Origin of the sequence: Acinetobacter sp. ANC 4648 (assembly GCF_002135345.1) — a bacterium.
GTDB lineage: Bacteria > Pseudomonadota > Gammaproteobacteria > Pseudomonadales > Moraxellaceae > Acinetobacter.
On sequence record NZ_NEGI01000002.1, the window covers coordinates 353,848 to 370,722 of the forward strand.

At 38.1% G+C, this 16,875-nt stretch carries 11 protein-coding genes and 8 tRNA genes; 7 read left to right on the plus strand and 12 right to left on the minus strand.

All coding sequences use genetic code 11. The features are described 5' to 3' along the window. The first annotated feature begins 86 nt into the window (after positions 1-86). The 4 genes from yccS to B9T27_RS04760 all read left to right on the plus strand — a co-directional run bounded on the left by yccS (position 87) and on the right by B9T27_RS04760 (position 6,635). A complete protein-coding gene (gene yccS, locus B9T27_RS04745; protein ID WP_086205697.1) occupies positions 87-2,261 on the plus strand; it encodes a YccS family putative transporter in 2,175 nt (724 codons plus the stop codon). Between the two features lie 94 nt (positions 2,262-2,355). Further along, entirely contained in the window at positions 2,356-2,916 is a 561-nt protein-coding gene (locus B9T27_RS04750) for a YcxB family protein (RefSeq protein WP_086205698.1), read from the plus strand. Positions 2,917-3,128: 212 nt separating this feature from the next. Then, positions 3,129-5,729, plus strand: a complete 2,601-nt coding sequence (locus B9T27_RS04755; protein ID WP_086205699.1) for a PepSY domain-containing protein — start codon at positions 3,129-3,131, stop codon at positions 5,727-5,729. 120 nt (positions 5,730-5,849) lie between these two features. Next, on the plus strand, positions 5,850-6,635 hold the full coding sequence (locus tag B9T27_RS04760; RefSeq protein WP_086205952.1) for a YdcF family protein: 786 nt from the start codon (positions 5,850-5,852) through the stop codon (positions 6,633-6,635). A gap of 5 nt (positions 6,636-6,640) precedes the next feature. On the opposite strand, the gene B9T27_RS04765 is transcribed toward B9T27_RS04760, so the two are convergent. The 10 genes from B9T27_RS04765 to B9T27_RS04810 form a co-directional block, all read right to left on the minus strand. Then, positions 6,641-7,108, minus strand: coding sequence for a DUF2750 domain-containing protein (locus tag B9T27_RS04765; RefSeq protein ID WP_086205700.1), 468 nt, complete (start codon positions 7,106-7,108; stop codon positions 6,641-6,643). Positions 7,109-7,185: 77 nt separating this feature from the next. Next, a tRNA-Val gene (locus B9T27_RS04770) sits at positions 7,186-7,261 on the minus strand. A 134-nt stretch (positions 7,262-7,395) separates the two neighbouring features. Beyond that, a tRNA-Asp gene (locus B9T27_RS04775) sits at positions 7,396-7,472 on the minus strand. A gap of 42 nt (positions 7,473-7,514) precedes the next feature. Next, positions 7,515-7,590: transfer RNA gene (locus B9T27_RS04780), tRNA-Val, on the minus strand. Positions 7,591-7,686: 96 nt separating this feature from the next. Next, positions 7,687-7,763, minus strand: a tRNA-Asp gene (locus tag B9T27_RS04785). 42 nt (positions 7,764-7,805) lie between these two features. Next, positions 7,806-7,881 (minus strand) — tRNA-Val (locus tag B9T27_RS04790). Positions 7,882-7,901: 20 nt separating this feature from the next. Next, positions 7,902-7,978: transfer RNA gene (locus tag B9T27_RS04795), tRNA-Asp, on the minus strand. A gap of 46 nt (positions 7,979-8,024) precedes the next feature. Next, positions 8,025-8,101, minus strand: a tRNA-Asp gene (locus B9T27_RS04800). Between the two features lie 23 nt (positions 8,102-8,124). Further along, positions 8,125-8,200, minus strand: a tRNA-Val gene (locus tag B9T27_RS04805). Positions 8,201-8,934: 734 nt separating this feature from the next. After that, entirely contained in the window at positions 8,935-9,324 is a 390-nt protein-coding gene (locus B9T27_RS04810; RefSeq protein ID WP_086205701.1) for a YbaN family protein, read from the minus strand. 106 nt (positions 9,325-9,430) lie between these two features. Between B9T27_RS04810 and B9T27_RS04815 the strand changes: the two genes are divergently transcribed. The 3 genes from B9T27_RS04815 (at position 9,431) to dapE (ending at position 11,813) form a co-directional block, all read left to right on the plus strand. Beyond that, the gene (locus tag B9T27_RS04815) at positions 9,431-10,273 is read left to right on the plus strand and encodes a DUF1853 family protein (protein ID WP_086205702.1); all 843 of its coding nucleotides are present in this window, start codon (positions 9,431-9,433) and stop codon (positions 10,271-10,273) included. A 124-nt stretch (positions 10,274-10,397) separates the two neighbouring features. After that, the gene (locus tag B9T27_RS04820; RefSeq protein ID WP_086205703.1) at positions 10,398-10,538 is read left to right on the plus strand and encodes an entericidin A/B family lipoprotein; all 141 of its coding nucleotides are present in this window, start codon (positions 10,398-10,400) and stop codon (positions 10,536-10,538) included. 138 nt (positions 10,539-10,676) lie between these two features. Next, positions 10,677-11,813, plus strand: a complete 1,137-nt coding sequence (gene dapE, locus B9T27_RS04825; RefSeq protein WP_086205704.1) for a succinyl-diaminopimelate desuccinylase — start codon at positions 10,677-10,679, stop codon at positions 11,811-11,813. Positions 11,814-11,867: 54 nt separating this feature from the next. On the opposite strand, the gene B9T27_RS04830 is transcribed toward dapE, so the two are convergent. Both B9T27_RS04830 and B9T27_RS04835 read right to left on the minus strand, forming a co-directional pair. Beyond that, a complete protein-coding gene (locus B9T27_RS04830) occupies positions 11,868-12,329 on the minus strand; it encodes a hypothetical protein (RefSeq protein ID WP_086205705.1) in 462 nt (153 codons plus the stop codon). A gap of 9 nt (positions 12,330-12,338) precedes the next feature. Beyond that, positions 12,339-16,832 carry an Hpt domain-containing protein gene (locus tag B9T27_RS04835; protein WP_086205706.1) on the minus strand — a complete coding sequence of 1,498 codons (4,494 nt, stop codon included), beginning with the start codon at positions 16,830-16,832 and terminating at the stop codon, positions 12,339-12,341. Between the last annotated feature and the right edge of the window lie 43 nt (positions 16,833-16,875).

Here is a 16,875-nt window from a genome sequence, read left to right on the forward strand (position 1 = left end):
CCATAGTATTATTTGTGTAATCTAAAGGTGAAATTTCACATTAACATTTGATATTTTCCATCCCACCAGTTGATAAGGATTCACCCTTGAACGCTTGGCTGATTCGACTTCGTAAAACAACCTATAACACGACATTTATGTATAACCTGCGCATGATTATTGCATTTTCAGGCACAGCTTTTGTTCCTTATTTTTTAGGACATCAGCTCATGACTATTCCTTTAACATTAGGTGTGGTTGCTGCAGGTTTAAGTGATATTGATGATCGTTTTTCGGTACGGATCATGAATCTGATTTATACTTATATTGGATTTTTTATAACCGCAGCTTCAGTTCAGCTCCTGTTTCCTTATCCGGTCTTATTTGCGATTGGTTTAATCCTGTCATGTATTGGCTTGATCTTATTGGGCTCTTTAGGCAGGCGCTATGCCACCATTTCTTATGGTTGCTTAGTGATTTCTGTATATTCTATGCTGGGTGTACATCTATTTGAACACTGGTATGCTCAACCCGTATTATTGGTCACTGGTGCAATTTGGTACGGACTGATTTCGACCATTAGTTTTTTACTTTTCCCTGTTCGACAAGTACAAGATAAACTCTCGCAATGTTATTCAGCATTGGGAGATTTCCTATTTTCCAAATCAAATTTATTTGATGTCGATATGACCGCATCTAGCTATCAGCAAAGTATGATTAGCTTATCGATGGAAAATGCAAAATTAGTCGGCCTTTTTAATGAAATGCGCACAGCCTTGCTCACGCGCTTAAAAGGTGACCGTGGACAAAGTGATACTCGTCGTAGCTTACAATATTATTTTGTCGCACAAGATATTCACGAGCGTGCCGATTCAGCACATATTGACTATCAAAAACTGGCCAAAATGTACGAGCATAGTGACATTCTATTTCGCTTTCAGCGCATTTTAACGTTACAAGGTAAAGCATGTAAGGATTTAGGTGAAAGTATTCTACATCGCACGACATATCAACATAATAGTCGTTTTGAATATGCCTTTAGTAATTTAAGAAAATCATTAGAAAAACTGCGAGATGATTCCAGTTATGACCAAGTTTGGGTCAATGCCCTATTCTCTTTATATCAAAATTTAAAATCAATTGACGCACAATTGCGTAATGTTGAAACCCTACGCAATATCAACCGAGATAAAGCCAAACATATTGAAAATCAACTTAAAGATGATGACTTAAAGGGTTGGGATGATATTGTGGCACGCATTAAGCAGAATCTAACCCCAGAATCAGTACTATTTAGACACGCTATTCGCGTATCAATCGTCTTATTTATTGGTTATATCTTTGTCCAAATTACCAATATTGAATATGGTTATTGGGTGCTATTAACTGCATTATTTGTTAGCCAACCCAATTTTAACGCCACCAAACGTCGCCTTCGTTTACGTATTGTCGGGACTTTGGGTGGTATTATTTTAGGTTATGCCATTCTGTATTTTATACCGTCAATAGAAGGCCAATTGGTCATGTTGGTCATCAGTGCTGTGCTCTTCTTTGAATTGAGAAGTAAGCAATATGCCCAAGCAACTGCATTTATCACCATCATGGCTTTAATTAACTTTAACTTAGGTGGTCTCGGTTTTGAAGCAGCCCTACCACGCATGATGGATACGATTATTGGCTGTGCACTGGCGTGGTTTGGGGTGAGTTTTATCTTTCCAGACTGGAAATTTAGACGGTTACCCCGCACTATTCAACGCTCATTAGAAGCACAATGTAAATATTTAGCAGAGATTGTGACCCAATATCATTATGGTCGTAACCATAGTTTAAATTATCGTATAGTCCGTCGAGCAGCCCACAATACGGATGCCGATGTCGCTTCACTCATTTCAACTTTAGCCACCGAACCAGATTTCGATCCGACTCAAAAAAGCCTAGCATTTGAGTTTTTATGTTTAAATCATACCTTCCTCAGTTATATTGCCGCTTTAGGTGCACATCGTGAACAAATTCATGATCAGGAGGTTTTGGCCCTACTCGATCAAGCCACCGATGATATTCAAGGTGCTTTATTAAGAGATGAGATGCCTGATCTCACCGTACACAATATGTTGCAAACTATCCGAGTCCGTTTAAATCAATCGGATCAAGATTCAGCTAAATCACTGATTGTTCTGCAACAACTATCACTTATGTTTAGTATTTTGAAACAATTCAGCACATTAAAACAAAGTTTAAGTCATGACCGAGACAACCAATCTACAGAATTAGCATCGCTATAATATTCACACTGTAAATTGGTACAATATACTCACTGATAGAACAGATTTAATGCTAAACTCTGCTGAGTTCTACATTTCACTTACTACTGACACTATGACTGCCAAGAATATTTACGCTTATACCTTACAACCTGTTCCGTATGAAGTGACAGAAGCCGAACAACGTAATGCACAACTGGTGCTTTCACGTAGTAATTATAAAATTGGCACCAAAGCTTGGGCGATTATGGGCGTGATTGTTGCGATTTCGCTATTAGGTCTGATCTTTATTAAGAACTATTCAACCGTTATTTTTTGGGTTGCCTTAGCCTCTGTACTCATTTATTTTCTCGTACGTAAGTTTGGTATCGAATGGTATGTAAAACGCAAAATGAATGAAGTCCCTGTGCAAGAAATCAAAGGGATTCGTTTAGGCATACAACCACATGGTATTTCTATGCTCCAGCAAATGGGCATGCAGCAAGGTACAATGGTCGTCGGTTGGAAGGATATCTACGAATGGTATGACACCCCTGATTTTTTACTAGTCAACTTTAAAGTAAAAGGTCAACAAGGTGCTTACATTCTGCCAAAACGCATGAACAGCAAAAATTTTTCGTTTGAAACTTTACGTAAACATTTAAAAGAAAGTGTAGGCGAAGCAAAAACCGTATAATTTAAATAGTTAAATAAAAACCTCCAAAATTGGAGGTTTTTTTACACCCAAAATAAAAATAAGAATAAGAATAAGAACAAGAATAAGAATAAGAATAAGAATAAGAATAAGAATAAGAATAAGAATAAGAATTATCTACAAAATCCATTTTATCTACTCAGTATTCAGTTATAATTTCGCCCATCTAAAAATTTTAACACTCACTCACGCCCATGCTAAAGAAAATATTTTTCCAAATACATTGGTTTTTAGGGATAACAGCAGGACTCATTCTCTCCATCATGGGAGTTACGGGTGCAATTTATTCTTATGAACAACCCATCCAAAAATGGATAAATCCTGCAAGCTATACGGTAAAAGTTGAAAATAAGCCTCAACTCAGTCCTGCTGAAATTTATCAACATTTCCAAATTACTCAACCAAAAATGAAGATTAATAGCATTACCGTTGCTAAAGCCCCAGAAGAACCTGCCAGTATAAATATCGTCAAAGAAGGTTCGCGTAAAGGTTATAGCATGATGCTAAATCCTTATACTGCTGAAATTTTACCTGAAGTTAAAGGCAAGGCATTTTTTCAATTTGTTCAACAACTACACCGTAATTTAACCGTAGGTGAAGTTGGAGCGCAAATTACGGGAGCATGCACATTAATCCTTATTTTCTTTGTATTGAGTGGTTTATATTTACGTTGGCCAAAAAAACATTCTTTTAAGCAATGGTTTGTCATTAAGCCCAAATTAAAAGGCCGTAATTTTTTATGGGACTTACATGCCGTTGTAGGTACTTGGGTCATTATTTTCTACCTATTATTGGCATGTACAGGCCTATATTGGTCATATGATTGGTGGCGCAATGGCATGTTTAAAGTTATGGGAGTAGAACCACCTCAACCTGAAATGCAAGCAAAGCCACGAGTTGGAAAAGAAAATCAATCTAAACAAAGTATTAACGGTGCCAAACCTAATCACGAATCGAAAGATGAAAATTCGAAACAGGGTTTAAAACCTGAGCAAATCAATCTGGCCTTAACTCAAACTTGGATGGGTTTTAATACGCAAGTTGGACGCGACTACTCTTCCCTCACCCTCTCTATTCCGAAAAAACCAGATGGGAAAATGGATGTCTCTTTTGTCGATGTCATTCCACAACATGAACGTGCGAGAAATAAAGCCACCTATAACTATCAAACCTCAAAAATTGAAAAATTAGAATTATACGAAGATAAAAAGCTGAATGAAAAAATCATGAGCAGCATGCTTCCTGTGCATCGTGGTAGTTTCTTTGGTCCTATATTTCAGTTTTTAGTCATGCTCGCTGCGCTAGTGATGCCATTATTCTTTATAACTGGCTGGATGCTCTATTTAAAACGTCGTAAACAAAAAAAACTGACTTTAGCTGCACGCCATACCTCATTCAATTTACAAGTGGATCCCAATGCAACACCTTGGCTCATTGTTTATGCCTCTCAAACAGGCGTTGCTGAGCAACTCGCTTGGCGAACAGCAACTCGCTTGCAAGAAGCACATCAGCCTGTAACCGTCAAAGCGATTCAACTCTTGAGCGCTGAAGATTTAATACAAGCCAAACAAGTTCTTTTTATCGCAAGTACTTATGGTACTGGTGAAGCCCCAGATTTGGCATCAAGCTTTGATAAAAAAATACTGAAAAGCCAACTTGATTTATCACATTTAAATTTTGCAGTTTTAGCACTTGGTTCGCGTGAATATCCAGAAAGCTATTGTAGTTTTGGTCATCGCATTGCGGATTGGTTAAGCCAAAATGGCGCACATGCCTTCTTTTCCACCATTGAGGTAGATAACGGTAATAATGCTGATATTCAACAATGGAATCAGGCTTTAGCAAAAGCAACCAAACTCGAATTACAAGCAATGTCGATTGAAAAGACCTTTGATCAGTGGCAATTACTCAACCGAGAACTGCTGAATCCAAACAGTTTAGGCGCTCCTGCATTTAATATTGAATTACAAGCCAAGCATGAAGTCAGTTGGCAGGCGGGTGACATTGCTGAAATTCAACCCGGAAATAGTCCTGAACGAATTCAAGCTTTTTTAACCCAACACCAAATTCAGGCAAACACCTTAGTCGATTCATTACAACAAACAATCCAACAGGCATTGTGGAATCGTGATTTAACGATTGAGGTCGAGCCGTTTGCGAATATGGATTATTTACTTGAGCAACTCCCTGTTCTGGCTTCTCGTGAATACTCGATTGCCAGTATTCCAACACAGCAAATATTACGTTTAGTTGTACGCCAAAGCAGCAATGCACAGGGTGAATTAGGTCTAGGTTCTGGCTGGTTAACTCAACATCTTCAATTACTCGACACAGTTTCATTACGTATTCGTACCAATCCATCATTCCATCTGATTGCAGATAATCGTCCGATCATTTGCATTGGTAATGGTACTGGAATTGCAGGCCTAATGAGCCTACTACATGCACGTACACGTTTAGATTACACAGACAACTGGCTCATTTTTGGTGAACGTCAACAAGCCCATGACTACTTCTATAAAAATGTCATCCAAGCTTGGCAAAATACAGCCATGATTAAACGTTTAGATTTAGCCTTCTCACGTGATCAAGCTGAGAAAATTTATGTTCATCATCAGTTACGTCTACATGCTGATGAACTTAAAACATGGATTGAACAAGATGCTGTGATTTATGTTTGCGGTAGTATTCAGGGCATGGCAACAGATGTTGAACTTGCACTGATTGAAATTCTAGGTGAAGAAAAAGTCGACGAATTACGCCAAAGCGGACGTTATCGCCGAGATGTGTATTAACTTAAATAATCATCAATAAAAATAAAAAACCGAGCACTCCTGCTCGGTTTTTTATTTACTAAGCGGTTATTTATAGCTAACTCGATTATGATAAGGAAAATGAATCAACCTAGAAAACCAATGACTAAACATTCGCTTCTTAGAGCCATCCTCTTTATTTTTGGATTAATACTGTTCCTAGATGGCTTATTACTCACCTTACAAAAGAAAATTCATTTAGGCACTCTACTACCACTCACGATTGGCTTATTTTTTCTAATTTATGCTGTGTTCTATAAAAAGATAACTGACTTTATTACTCAACATCAAAAACTCAAAAAAATATGGAAAATAGGCTGGATCCTATTTATGGCATGGGTATTGAGTTTAGCTGGATTTTTTATTTATTTGACCCAGTACAACCAGTCAATTAATCCAAATTCAAAAATAGACGTCATTATTGTCTTAGGTAGCGGCATTATACAAGGTAAAGCCTCTCCTACCTTAGCTGCTCGTTTAGATTCAGCAGCACAGATTGCCTTACAACATCCACAGGCAATTATCGTGGTCAGTGGTGGCTTAGATTATGCTGAAACAAAAACTGAAGCAGAGATTATGTCACGATACTTAGTTGAAAATTATCACATCTCGACGACACGTATTCTCAAAGAAGATCAAAGCACCAGTACAGCACTCAACCTTGAAAATAGTGCCCAAATCTTAGCACAGCATCAAATCAATAAAAACGCATCGATTGCGATTGTAACCAGTGATTTTCACACCCTCAGAGCTGCTGCTATTGCTAAAAAACAAGGATATCAAAACTTTATTACCATCAATGCCCCAACGCCATTGGCCACACGCTATAACGCATGGTTACGAGAATACTTCGCCTATATTAGTGGTGCAGTCCTGAGAGAATATTAATTCGACTATTTATTATTCAGACGAATCTTTCTTGGTAAAGGCAATCGATTATTTTCAAATAAAGCGGGTTCAGTCAAATACAGTTGATACAAATAAGTTTTTAAATCTAAAATAAATTTTTCACCTGAAACCAAAACATTTTGTCCTTCAGGTGTTAAATTAATGGACAAATGTGTCTGACGTTGACGAATATACGGCAGCATTTCTTCAATGAAAGACGCCAATCCAACATCTTGAACCTGATAATGCTCCCAATGATCTTTAATCAATAATTGTGCAAGCCCTTTAGTTTGCCAAACAGCTAAAGTTTGCTGGCCCGATGGTGTAGAACACAAAGCCCAGCCTTCATCATAAAGCACATAAAGTTTTGTTTGAGAAACAATAGTTTGAATAAACTGGATATATTGATCTTTTGCAGAGCTGGTACTTTTTTGAATATTCGACGCAGCCTTGCGTTGATATGGATTTCTCATGAAATTCAATATAATGAAAATTGTTATAACCGTATAGTATACGAAAATAATAGAAATGGAATATTGAGAAGAAAATATGGTGGGCGCTGACGGGATCGAACCGCCGACATTCTGCTTGTAAGGCAGACGCTCTACCAACTGAGCTAAGCGCCCTGAGCGAGGAATAACAAAGCATGGCCTTGTTTGAGTATAAAAATATATTTTAAACTCAACTCTCGAAACAGAGATTTTTAATGTCAGAAAATTGCTTTCTTAACATTATTCTCAAGACTAAATATCCAGAGAAATGGCGCAGCGGACGGGACTCGAACCCGCGACCCTCGGCGTGACAGGCCGATATTCTAACCAACTGAACTACCGCTGCGTTACGGCTTTTGTATTTCTACAAAAAAGTTCAAACAAACTATGGTGGGCGCTGACGGGATCGAACCGCCGACATTCTGCTTGTAAGGCAGACGCTCTACCAACTGAGCTAAGCGCCCTGAGCAAAAAAATTCTATTGAATTTTCTTATGCAAAAAAAACGAAATACGTTATCTATGCTTCTTCCAAAATCTTAATTTCAGGTATTAAGATAAATGGCGCAGCGGACGGGACTCGAACCCGCGACCCTCGGCGTGACAGGCCGATATTCTAACCAACTGAACTACCGCTGCGTTACGGCTTTTGTATTGCTACAAAAAAGTTCAAACAAACTATGGTGGGCGCTGACGGGATCGAACCGCCGACATTCTGCTTGTAAGGCAGACGCTCTACCAACTGAGCTAAGCGCCCTCAAAAGCATTCTTGGAAAATGGCGCAGCGGACGGGACTCGAACCCGCGACCCTCGGCGTGACAGGCCGATATTCTAACCAACTGAACTACCGCTGCATTTTCACAATGTTGCTATTGTGGCACAAACGAATTAAGAATTAAGTGGCGCAGCGGACGGGACTCGAACCCGCGACCCTCGGCGTGACAGGCCGATATTCTAACCAACTGAACTACCGCTGCACTAAATTCCTAACGTAAAGACTTGGTGGGCGCTGACGGGATCGAACCGCCGACATTCTGCTTGTAAGGCAGACGCTCTACCAACTGAGCTAAGCGCCCTTACGAATTTATCGTTTGTGTGGTGCATTATAGAGAAACTTCACAGGCTGTCAAACGCTTTTCATAATGAATCCTACTTTTTGAGTTCGAGTGATTAAAAAATAGATCATTTCGATTAAAAACCATGTTTTTTGTTTATTATTTATCTATTTAAGCTGTTTTTTTCTTTAGTGCAATATCCTCGAAGATACTTAAATCAAGAAAAGCTGCAACAGTTATGCTGAATTTTGTACTTTGGTCTAAATTAAGCCTGCTGATATCACGATAAATAGACTTAAGCCTGTGTCACCAACCAATCGATATTTATTCTTACTCATAAAAATATAGCGTATATATGCATGTGCTGCTTTATATCTAGGATGATCTATATATAGAGACAACACTGAGCTGCCTATTTATTGTTAGCATAGTTAAACTTATCGCTTAAAATACCAAACTATAAAACATAGGCTAGAATTCAGTTTCAAGTAAGTTTTACTTATCTACATGTGACCATAAACTATGCTACGCATTTAACGCACGTTAAAAATCACATTGACTAGCATGCCTTATCCTATTTTTTATTCTATACAATATTAGTGAACCGCATCTTATTCGTATTTTATTATTTAGCACTGCCCTTTTTACCAAAAAAGATTAAAAAATTTCTTTAATTTCAATCAAAGTAATTTTTAACACGAATAACAATAATGTTCACCCGAACGATTCAATACAAAAAGGCCTCTCTTTATGATTTAAATATTAAAGTCATCTTTAGTTGGCATGAATTGTGGTTCGGGCCGTAACCAGAGCCAAATTGCAACACTCAACATCGTCACATCTGTAAAAATCTTAACCCACAACGGTGCATTGGTGAATAACATAATAATGCCACTGATTAACATCATAAAACTAGCAATCCACTTGGCTTTTCTAGGCACAGTGCCATTTTCTCGCCATGCACGCAATGTTGCCCCATATTTAGGATGCTGCATAAGCCAAGCATCCATTTCAGGCCAACCTTTTGATGCAGCCCAAGCCGCCAAAATCAAAAATACTGTGGTCGGCATACCTGGCAATAACGCACCAATAAAACCCAGAATGATGAAAAGGATCACTAGGCTACGCCAAAACATTATTTTCATACAGCAACTCAATCAGATGAATTCGGTTAGTATATATGTTTTTCAGTCATGATCTTTCCGCAAAATTGTATTTCATTGCTGTTGATTTATACTTGAGCTCATTACTATGCCGCCTTATTTCGAACCATGGTTTGCGTATCAACATCCAATTGTCAGACAGCTGGCTTTTGCGATCGCCAGCCCTAATATTATTCGATCAATACCAAATGAGCTGGATCTCAAATATGATTTTCAACTGCATCCAGACCATTTCTGGCAAGATCAATTTGGTCATTATCAAACTAGGCTGCTTGAACTAGATCAAAACCCACAGGTGTTACTTGACTTTTTGGCTCGTTTAAAAAGCACCCGCCTTGGTTTACGTTTTGAACATTTAATTTGGTTTTGGCTATGTGATGAAAAATATCATCACTATCGCTTGTTAGGACACAGTATTCAAATCATTGCTGGGAAAAATACGTTAGGTGAGCTAGATTTTTTATTATTTAATAAGCAAAGCCAAAAAATTGAGCATTGGGAGGTGGCACTCAAATTCTATCTTGCGGAAGCTGACTTGAGCTTAAAACATTGGTATGGCTTAAATCGTAGTGACACTTTATCTCGTAAATTACACCATTTTAGTCATCAGCAATTTCAATTTGAATCCGCACTAGAGCATCGCATAGAACAGCGTTTCACTATTTTAAAAGGGCAACTTTATTTACCTAGGCATCCAGATCTCACTCCGAAAATTCAACCCGACTGGATGAATAATTCTAGACGTCTTGGAACCTGGGGACATCAGATACAAGCTGAATTCTATTGCTTACAACGCCAAGAGTGGATTTGTCCTCATGTAATCGAAAGCTCATCTCCTGCACGCTGGTGGACTAACGGCTTATATTTCCAAGCAAAAACACGACTACATTATATGTACCGTCAACCTCCGATCAGCTACTTATCTGTTTAAAAAATGTAGTTAATTCGCAAAAATAGAACAATTATTCACCGTAAACTACTCAAACTATAATATTCATGTTCCAATTTAGCCACTAATCTAATTAAACGTCAGAATAATTCTAATGGAGATGATGATGAAAAAAATTCTAGCGACTTGTTTAATTATGACATTTGTTTTAACTGGTTGTAATACATTTAAAGGCGTCGGCAAAGACGTTTCAAAAGCAGGGCATGCTGTTACTAATTCTGCTGAAAAAGTTGAAAATAAGTTGTAAATCTTCAAGTAAGTCCCTTAGAGCCTTATCATTTGATAAGGCTTTTTATTATCTAACTCATAAAACCCAGATTTAGATTTTGTTTCAGTTATATCTTGAACTATTATATTGAACAATTTGATCAATCGATGTTTGTACATGAATCACTCGGAAACGTTAGAACTTAGCTTACAACTGCTGCGCCAACCCTCTGTGACACCAATCGATCATACTTGCCAAACCATTATGGCTGATCGTTTAGCAGCAGTAGGTTTTAATATTGAAAATATGCGTTTTGAAGATGTTGATAATTTATGGGCAAGACGTGGTACTGAGTCACCAGTATTCTGCTTCGCAGGTCATACCGATGTTGTCCCGACTGGGCATTTAGATGCGTGGTCATCCGATCCTTTTTTACCCGAAATTCGTGAGGGTAAACTTTATGGTCGCGGTAGTGCAGATATGAAAACTGCGCTTGCTGCAATGGTGGTGGCGTCTGAACGCTTTGTCAAAAAACATCCAAACCATAAAGGTTCAATTGCATTTTTAATTACCTCTGACGAAGAAGGCCCATCAATTAATGGCACGGTCAAAGTCATTGAAACACTTGAAGCGCGCAATGAAAAAATGACGTGGTGTTTAGTTGGAGAACCATCAAGTACTAACACCTTGGGAGATATTATTAAAAATGGCCGTCGTGGTTCACTTAATGCTGTTTTAACAGTAAAAGGGAAACAAGGTCATGTTGCCTATCCACATCTTGCGATTAACCCAATTCATACCGCATCTAAAGCCTTAGCAGAACTCTGTGATACAGTTTGGGATCATGGCAATGAATATTTTCCAGCGACTACTTTTCAAGTCTCGAATATTCAAGCAGGCACTGGGGCAACCAATGTTGTACCAGGTACAATGACCGTAACATTCAATTTCCGATATTCAACTGAATTGACTGCGGATCAATTAAAAGCGCGCGTGCTGGAGATTTTAGCTCGTCATCAGGTTGAACATGAGATTGAGTGGACTCTTTCTGGCTTACCCTTCCTCACTCCTGTAGGTGAGTTGGTAAATGCAGCCAAACAGGCCATTAAAAATGTGACTGGTACTGAAACCCAACTCTCCACCAGTGGTGGTACATCAGATGGTCGTTTTATCGCACCCACTGGAGCACAAGTTCTAGAGTTAGGAGTACTCAATGCAACTATCCATCAAATTAATGAACATGTAAATATTGCTGAATTAGATCCATTAGCAGAAATTTACGAACAAATTTTAGAACAACTTCTCAGTGAATAGTGATTAAATACTCAATAAAAAAGGACGTTTTAAACGTCCTTTTTTATATCAGATTTATGCACTTAAACCAACACTGATCTGAATTTGTGATAAATCTGGCACATGATAAAGCGCGTCACCAATTCGAACATATTGCATGATCGTCGGATCTAAAGCCTCACGTTCATCATCAACTACTTCAGAAATACGTAAGCGAATAGATTCAGGCATTTCATTGCACATCAATGCAAATCGCTGTTCTTTTTCATCACCCTCAATAACCAGTGCAACACCTAAAGCCCGATCAGCATCGCTCACTCTAAATACCGGCAAGCTATACTCATGCCAATCTATGGTATTGACTTGAGTTGGGCTATCCAATGCAGACAACACAACGTTTTGAGGTAATAACATTGGTTCTTTTCCAGAGCAAGCAATAATATAAGCATCGATAAAACCCGTCGAAACGGTAATTAAATGCTGTAATTCTTGCGTATTCACACGATCAAGCGCATTACTCATCTTTTGTTGAGTCATAACTGTTCTCTACCTTGTTTCCAGTAATGCTTCAATACTTTCCAATAATTCAGACTCTTGGAATGGCTTACCCATATAGTTCGTTACACCAAGGCTAAATGCACGTTCGCGATGCTTTTCACCTGTACGCGATGTAATCATAATAATTGGTAATTCACGATGCACTTCATGGTGACGTACCAAATTAGTCACTTCAAAACCATCCATTCGTGGCATTTCAATATCAAGTAACATTAAATCTGGCTTGACATTTTCGAGCTGCTCAATTGCATCAACCCCATCTTTAGCTGTGATCACATCATAACCATTACGTTCAAGTAAGCGAGTCGTTACCTTACGTACTGTAACCGAGTCATCCACAATCATCACTAAGCGACGTTGATCACGATGACGTTGATTTTCACGATGTTCACCATCATCTTTCACACGATGATTCGCTTGAGTTTGTCGTGCAATATTTTGACCATCTAGAATCAAACAAACATGACCATCACCGAGAATTGTTGCCCCAGTGATTACACCAATATGAGAGAATTGCTGACCAATCGGTTTAACTACAATTTGCGAACGTGAACCAATCAACTGATCAACTAATATCGCTATGGTCTGCCCCATACTACCTTTAATTAACAATACAGGTAATGAGTGTGCTATACCATGTAAGCGAGGAACTGATTGATGTGCAACAAATTCAGCAAGATAGCGCAATTTATAAGACTGATTATCGATATCAAAGAATTCTGCTTTACTCGCAAAGTACTCATCCAACGCCGTTGGTGAAATTCGTACAATTCGATCAATTTGTGACAATGGTACAGCAAACTGTTGATCACCAATTTTCACCATCAATGCATCACTAACAGACACTGTAGTTGGAACTTGTATGGTAAAGGTTGACCCCTTACCCAGCTCCGAATGAACTGTAACTTGGCCACCAAGTAATTTAATTTCACTTTGCACTACATCTAGCCCGACACCACGACCTGAAATCTGAGTCACTTGTTGTGCCGTACTAAAACCAGGATGGAAAATTAGCTGTAAAATTTCGTCAGAAGTCAGCTCTTGTTCTGTACTAATCAACCCTTGTTCAAGTGCTTTGGCTTTAATTTTCTGAGCATCAATTCCTTTACCATCATCGGTAAAGGTCACAATCACGTCTGTACCTTGACGGCTAATATTGAGATCAATACGGCCTGTTTTCGGTTTTTGACTATGCTGACGCTCTGACTCATCTTCAATACCATGGTCAATGGCATTTCGGAGCATGTGCTCTAATGGTGAAATCAGCTTTTCTAGAATCGTACGATCTAGTTCACCTTCCGTATTATTAACCAATAATTCGGTTGGTTTATTCAAGGTTGTTGCGGTTTGGCGAACCAATCGTTGTAAACGTGGTAACAATCGCGAGAATGGAACCAAACGTGTCCGCATCAAACTTTCTTGAATTTCAGCTTGAATACGTGACTGTTGTAATAACAAACCTTCAGTATCACGAATTTTTTCAGACAACGTCGTTTTAAAGTCAATTAAATCAGAAGCTGACTCCGCAAGCGATTTAGACAATTGATTCAATGATGAATATTGATCCATTTCCAAAGGGTCAAAATCGGTATAGCGAGAATTGAGGTCACCATGTTTGGCAATAATTTGCGATTCTAATTCGCCTTCCATTCGACGCAACTGGTCGACTAGACGCTTAATTGCCAACTCCATATCACCTAAGGTATGGCCTAGCTGTCCCAAATCCATCTCAATACGCGAGCGGTTAATCGCATTTTCACCAGACAAATCAATCATTTTTTCAATCAAATCTGCCGAAATACGAATCATCTCATCATTTTGGTCAGCATGATCCGATTGTCCCCACTCACCAAACATCGAAGGTGGCTCAACTCCATCCCCCATCACAAAATCAGTCGGTTTGAAGTCTGACAGTAAATCGGTACGGGTAAGTTTATTTGGTAACTGAACAGCGACATCAACATAAGTAATATTGGCTAAATTACTTTTTAATTTGTCATAATGTTGATAATTCTGCTCTTTGATGGCATCTTTTAGCCAATTAAAGGCCATTTCCAAGAGCGAATCGTATACATTGGAACTAAAATTATGTACTGCAAATTGTTCAAATGCATTTTCAAGTTCATAAGCAATTTCTGCAACTTGCTCTAAACGCACCATTTTTGCGCCACCCTTGATACTGTGGGCAATACGCTGTAATTGAAGCAATAAACTACGATTGTTACGTTGATCAAACCATAAACTTAAAATATGTTTTGAATCATCCAGCAATTCTTCAGCTTCTTCAAAGAATGTTTCTCTTGCAATCAGCTCAGCCTGATCAGGTTCACCTTGAACATTCGAATGCTCCTGTACCGTATCTTCCAGAGCAAACTCAGCCTTGGAATGGACTGTCTCATCGATCGAGTCATCAACAAGATTAAGGTCATTATTTTCAGTCGTCGCCGTTGTAGTATAAGCTTCAACAGTCGTCGTGGTCTCATCACGATGCTTGCCTAAATTACGTAAAATGGACAATACATTTTGAGCAGGATAATCAACATGTTGCTCATGAATAATCTGTAACCGGTCTGCAATATTATCTTGAATAATCCGTATAACTTGAACTAATTCAGGAGTCGCTTGCATTTGCTTTTTGATTATGCGCTCATAAATCGTTTCTAATTCATGCGCAATCCAACCAATATATTCAGCTTGCACCATATTTGCACCACCTTTTAGGGTGTGTAAATGGCGCATCAAATTCTTTAATGCTGTTGTATCTGATAGATTTTTTGACCATGTATTTAAATCATGATCAATATTGATGAGCAACTCATCTGCTTCTTCAATAAAAATATCCAGAACTTCAAGATCAAAATCACGATGACTTTCAGCTGAATCAAATTGTTTTTTATCTGCTAAAATTTGTGACGCAATTAAACTCAAATCAAATGCTGGATTTGTAACAAATACAGTTTCAGCAACATAAATCTGTTCAACTTGTGCAGATGTATCATCTGGCTCAATTACATCAATATCTTGTTGTAAATAAGCGTTTATTTCATCTAAAGCCTGTTTTGAAGCTTCATTTAGACTGACCCGTTGTCCCGAGGCCAAAGTATCAAATAAATGGATAAACTCTTGATGAACTTTAGAGAATAATTCAAACACATAATCTGTATTTAATAATGTAGGAGTACCTAAAACAGATACGTAGCAGGCTTTTAACTCAACACTGAACTCATGAATACCTTGTGATGCACGATTTTCGGTATGTTGGATTAACTGTGTTGTTTGCTCAATTAATTGTTCAAAATAATGTGGATACTCAACTTTGGCACGTTTATCAAATTCAAATTCAGCATCTAATAGATAATCAATATTCAAACTGACCAGTTGAGAAACTAAATCATGTGCACCGGCTTGATCATGTAATTGCTCAATTTGGAAATCATAACGATCCCAAGCACGATTAAATACTTGATAAATTTCCTGTAATTTTATATCGCTAGCACCATCATGCTTCAAAATATGTAAATAATCACGTACGAATTCGGCATAATGCGTGAGTAACGCATTTTCATTGGTACTTGATTCAGTATCTTCTTGTACTAAAACTTTAAATAACTGCTCAACTTTACCACTCACTTCAAAGACATCATCGACCTGTGCCATCGAAGAGCTGCCACGCAATGTATGTAAAGCTCGAATTAACCGATTATATTGTTCTGGATTATGATGTTCTAATTGTAAGAATGCCTCTATCGTTGCCAAATGCTCTTCAGATTCTTCAACAAAAATTGCCAAAGTTTCTGTAAGAAATTGATCTCCTTCATCTGATCTTTGACTGGGATATTCTCCTTGAGGTTGAGTAAGCGGTGCATTATCAGCAGCAATATACTCCGCATGAATAGAATCAGCCGTTTCCATTGTTATTGCTGGTGCGACTACAGCAGATTCAGAGTAACTATCTACAATTTCCAAACCAGTGATAACATTGTCAGTATTCAAGGTCGTAGATAAAACTAACAACTCTTCTAAAGCTGGTTCAATACTGAGATTTTTTTGAATCTGCTGCCCCAACAGCACCAAAGGTCTTAAATCAATGTGATGGGCCTGATTATTATTAAAATCATTATATAATTTATATTTATAGGTATTAAAAACCAAATTTACATAATTCTGTAATGTCGCAGAAATGACTAAATTCTTGGCAATAACTCGATTTAGCGCCTCTTCTACAGTCCAAGCCAATTCGCCAGAACTTTTTGCCCCAACCATACGCCCCGAACCTTTTAAGGTATGATAGTGGCGGCGGATATTAAGCAAAACTTCATCTTGAGTCGGATCTTGTATCCACTGACTTAACAACGGTTGTAAACTTTCAAAAATCTCTTCAAGTTCTTCTATGAAAATTTCTAAAATTTCAGCATCTTGCTCAAGATAGCTATCTTCTGGTAAGACTGTCGATTCAACTAAGTGTTTTAATATTTCTTTCATAGCTCAGGCTTCTATGTTTAGCTTCCTTTTATGGAAACTAGAA

Excerpts from the sequence above, each read along its gene's own strand:
- B9T27_RS04760 (WP_086205952.1), top strand. The coding sequence starts at position 5,850 with ATGACTAAACATTCGCTTCTTAGAGCCATCCTCTTTATTTTTGGATTA.
- B9T27_RS04815 (WP_086205702.1), top strand. The coding sequence starts at position 9,431 with ATGCCGCCTTATTTCGAACCATGGTTTGCGTATCAACATCCAATTGTC.
- B9T27_RS04830 (WP_086205705.1), bottom strand. The coding sequence starts at position 12,329 with ATGACTCAACAAAAGATGAGTAATGCGCTTGATCGTGTGAATACGCAA.
- B9T27_RS04755 (WP_086205699.1), top strand. The coding sequence starts at position 3,129 with ATGCTAAAGAAAATATTTTTCCAAATACATTGGTTTTTAGGGATAACA.
- B9T27_RS04835 (WP_086205706.1), bottom strand. The coding sequence starts at position 16,832 with ATGAAAGAAATATTAAAACACTTAGTTGAATCGACAGTCTTACCAGAA.
- B9T27_RS04765 (WP_086205700.1), bottom strand. The coding sequence starts at position 7,108 with ATGAGAAATCCATATCAACGCAAGGCTGCGTCGAATATTCAAAAAAGT.
- B9T27_RS04820 (WP_086205703.1), top strand. The coding sequence starts at position 10,398 with ATGAAAAAAATTCTAGCGACTTGTTTAATTATGACATTTGTTTTAACT.
- B9T27_RS04810 (WP_086205701.1), bottom strand. The coding sequence starts at position 9,324 with ATGAAAATAATGTTTTGGCGTAGCCTAGTGATCCTTTTCATCATTCTG.
- B9T27_RS04750 (WP_086205698.1), top strand. The coding sequence starts at position 2,356 with ATGACTGCCAAGAATATTTACGCTTATACCTTACAACCTGTTCCGTAT.
- dapE (WP_086205704.1), top strand. The coding sequence starts at position 10,677 with ATGAATCACTCGGAAACGTTAGAACTTAGCTTACAACTGCTGCGCCAA.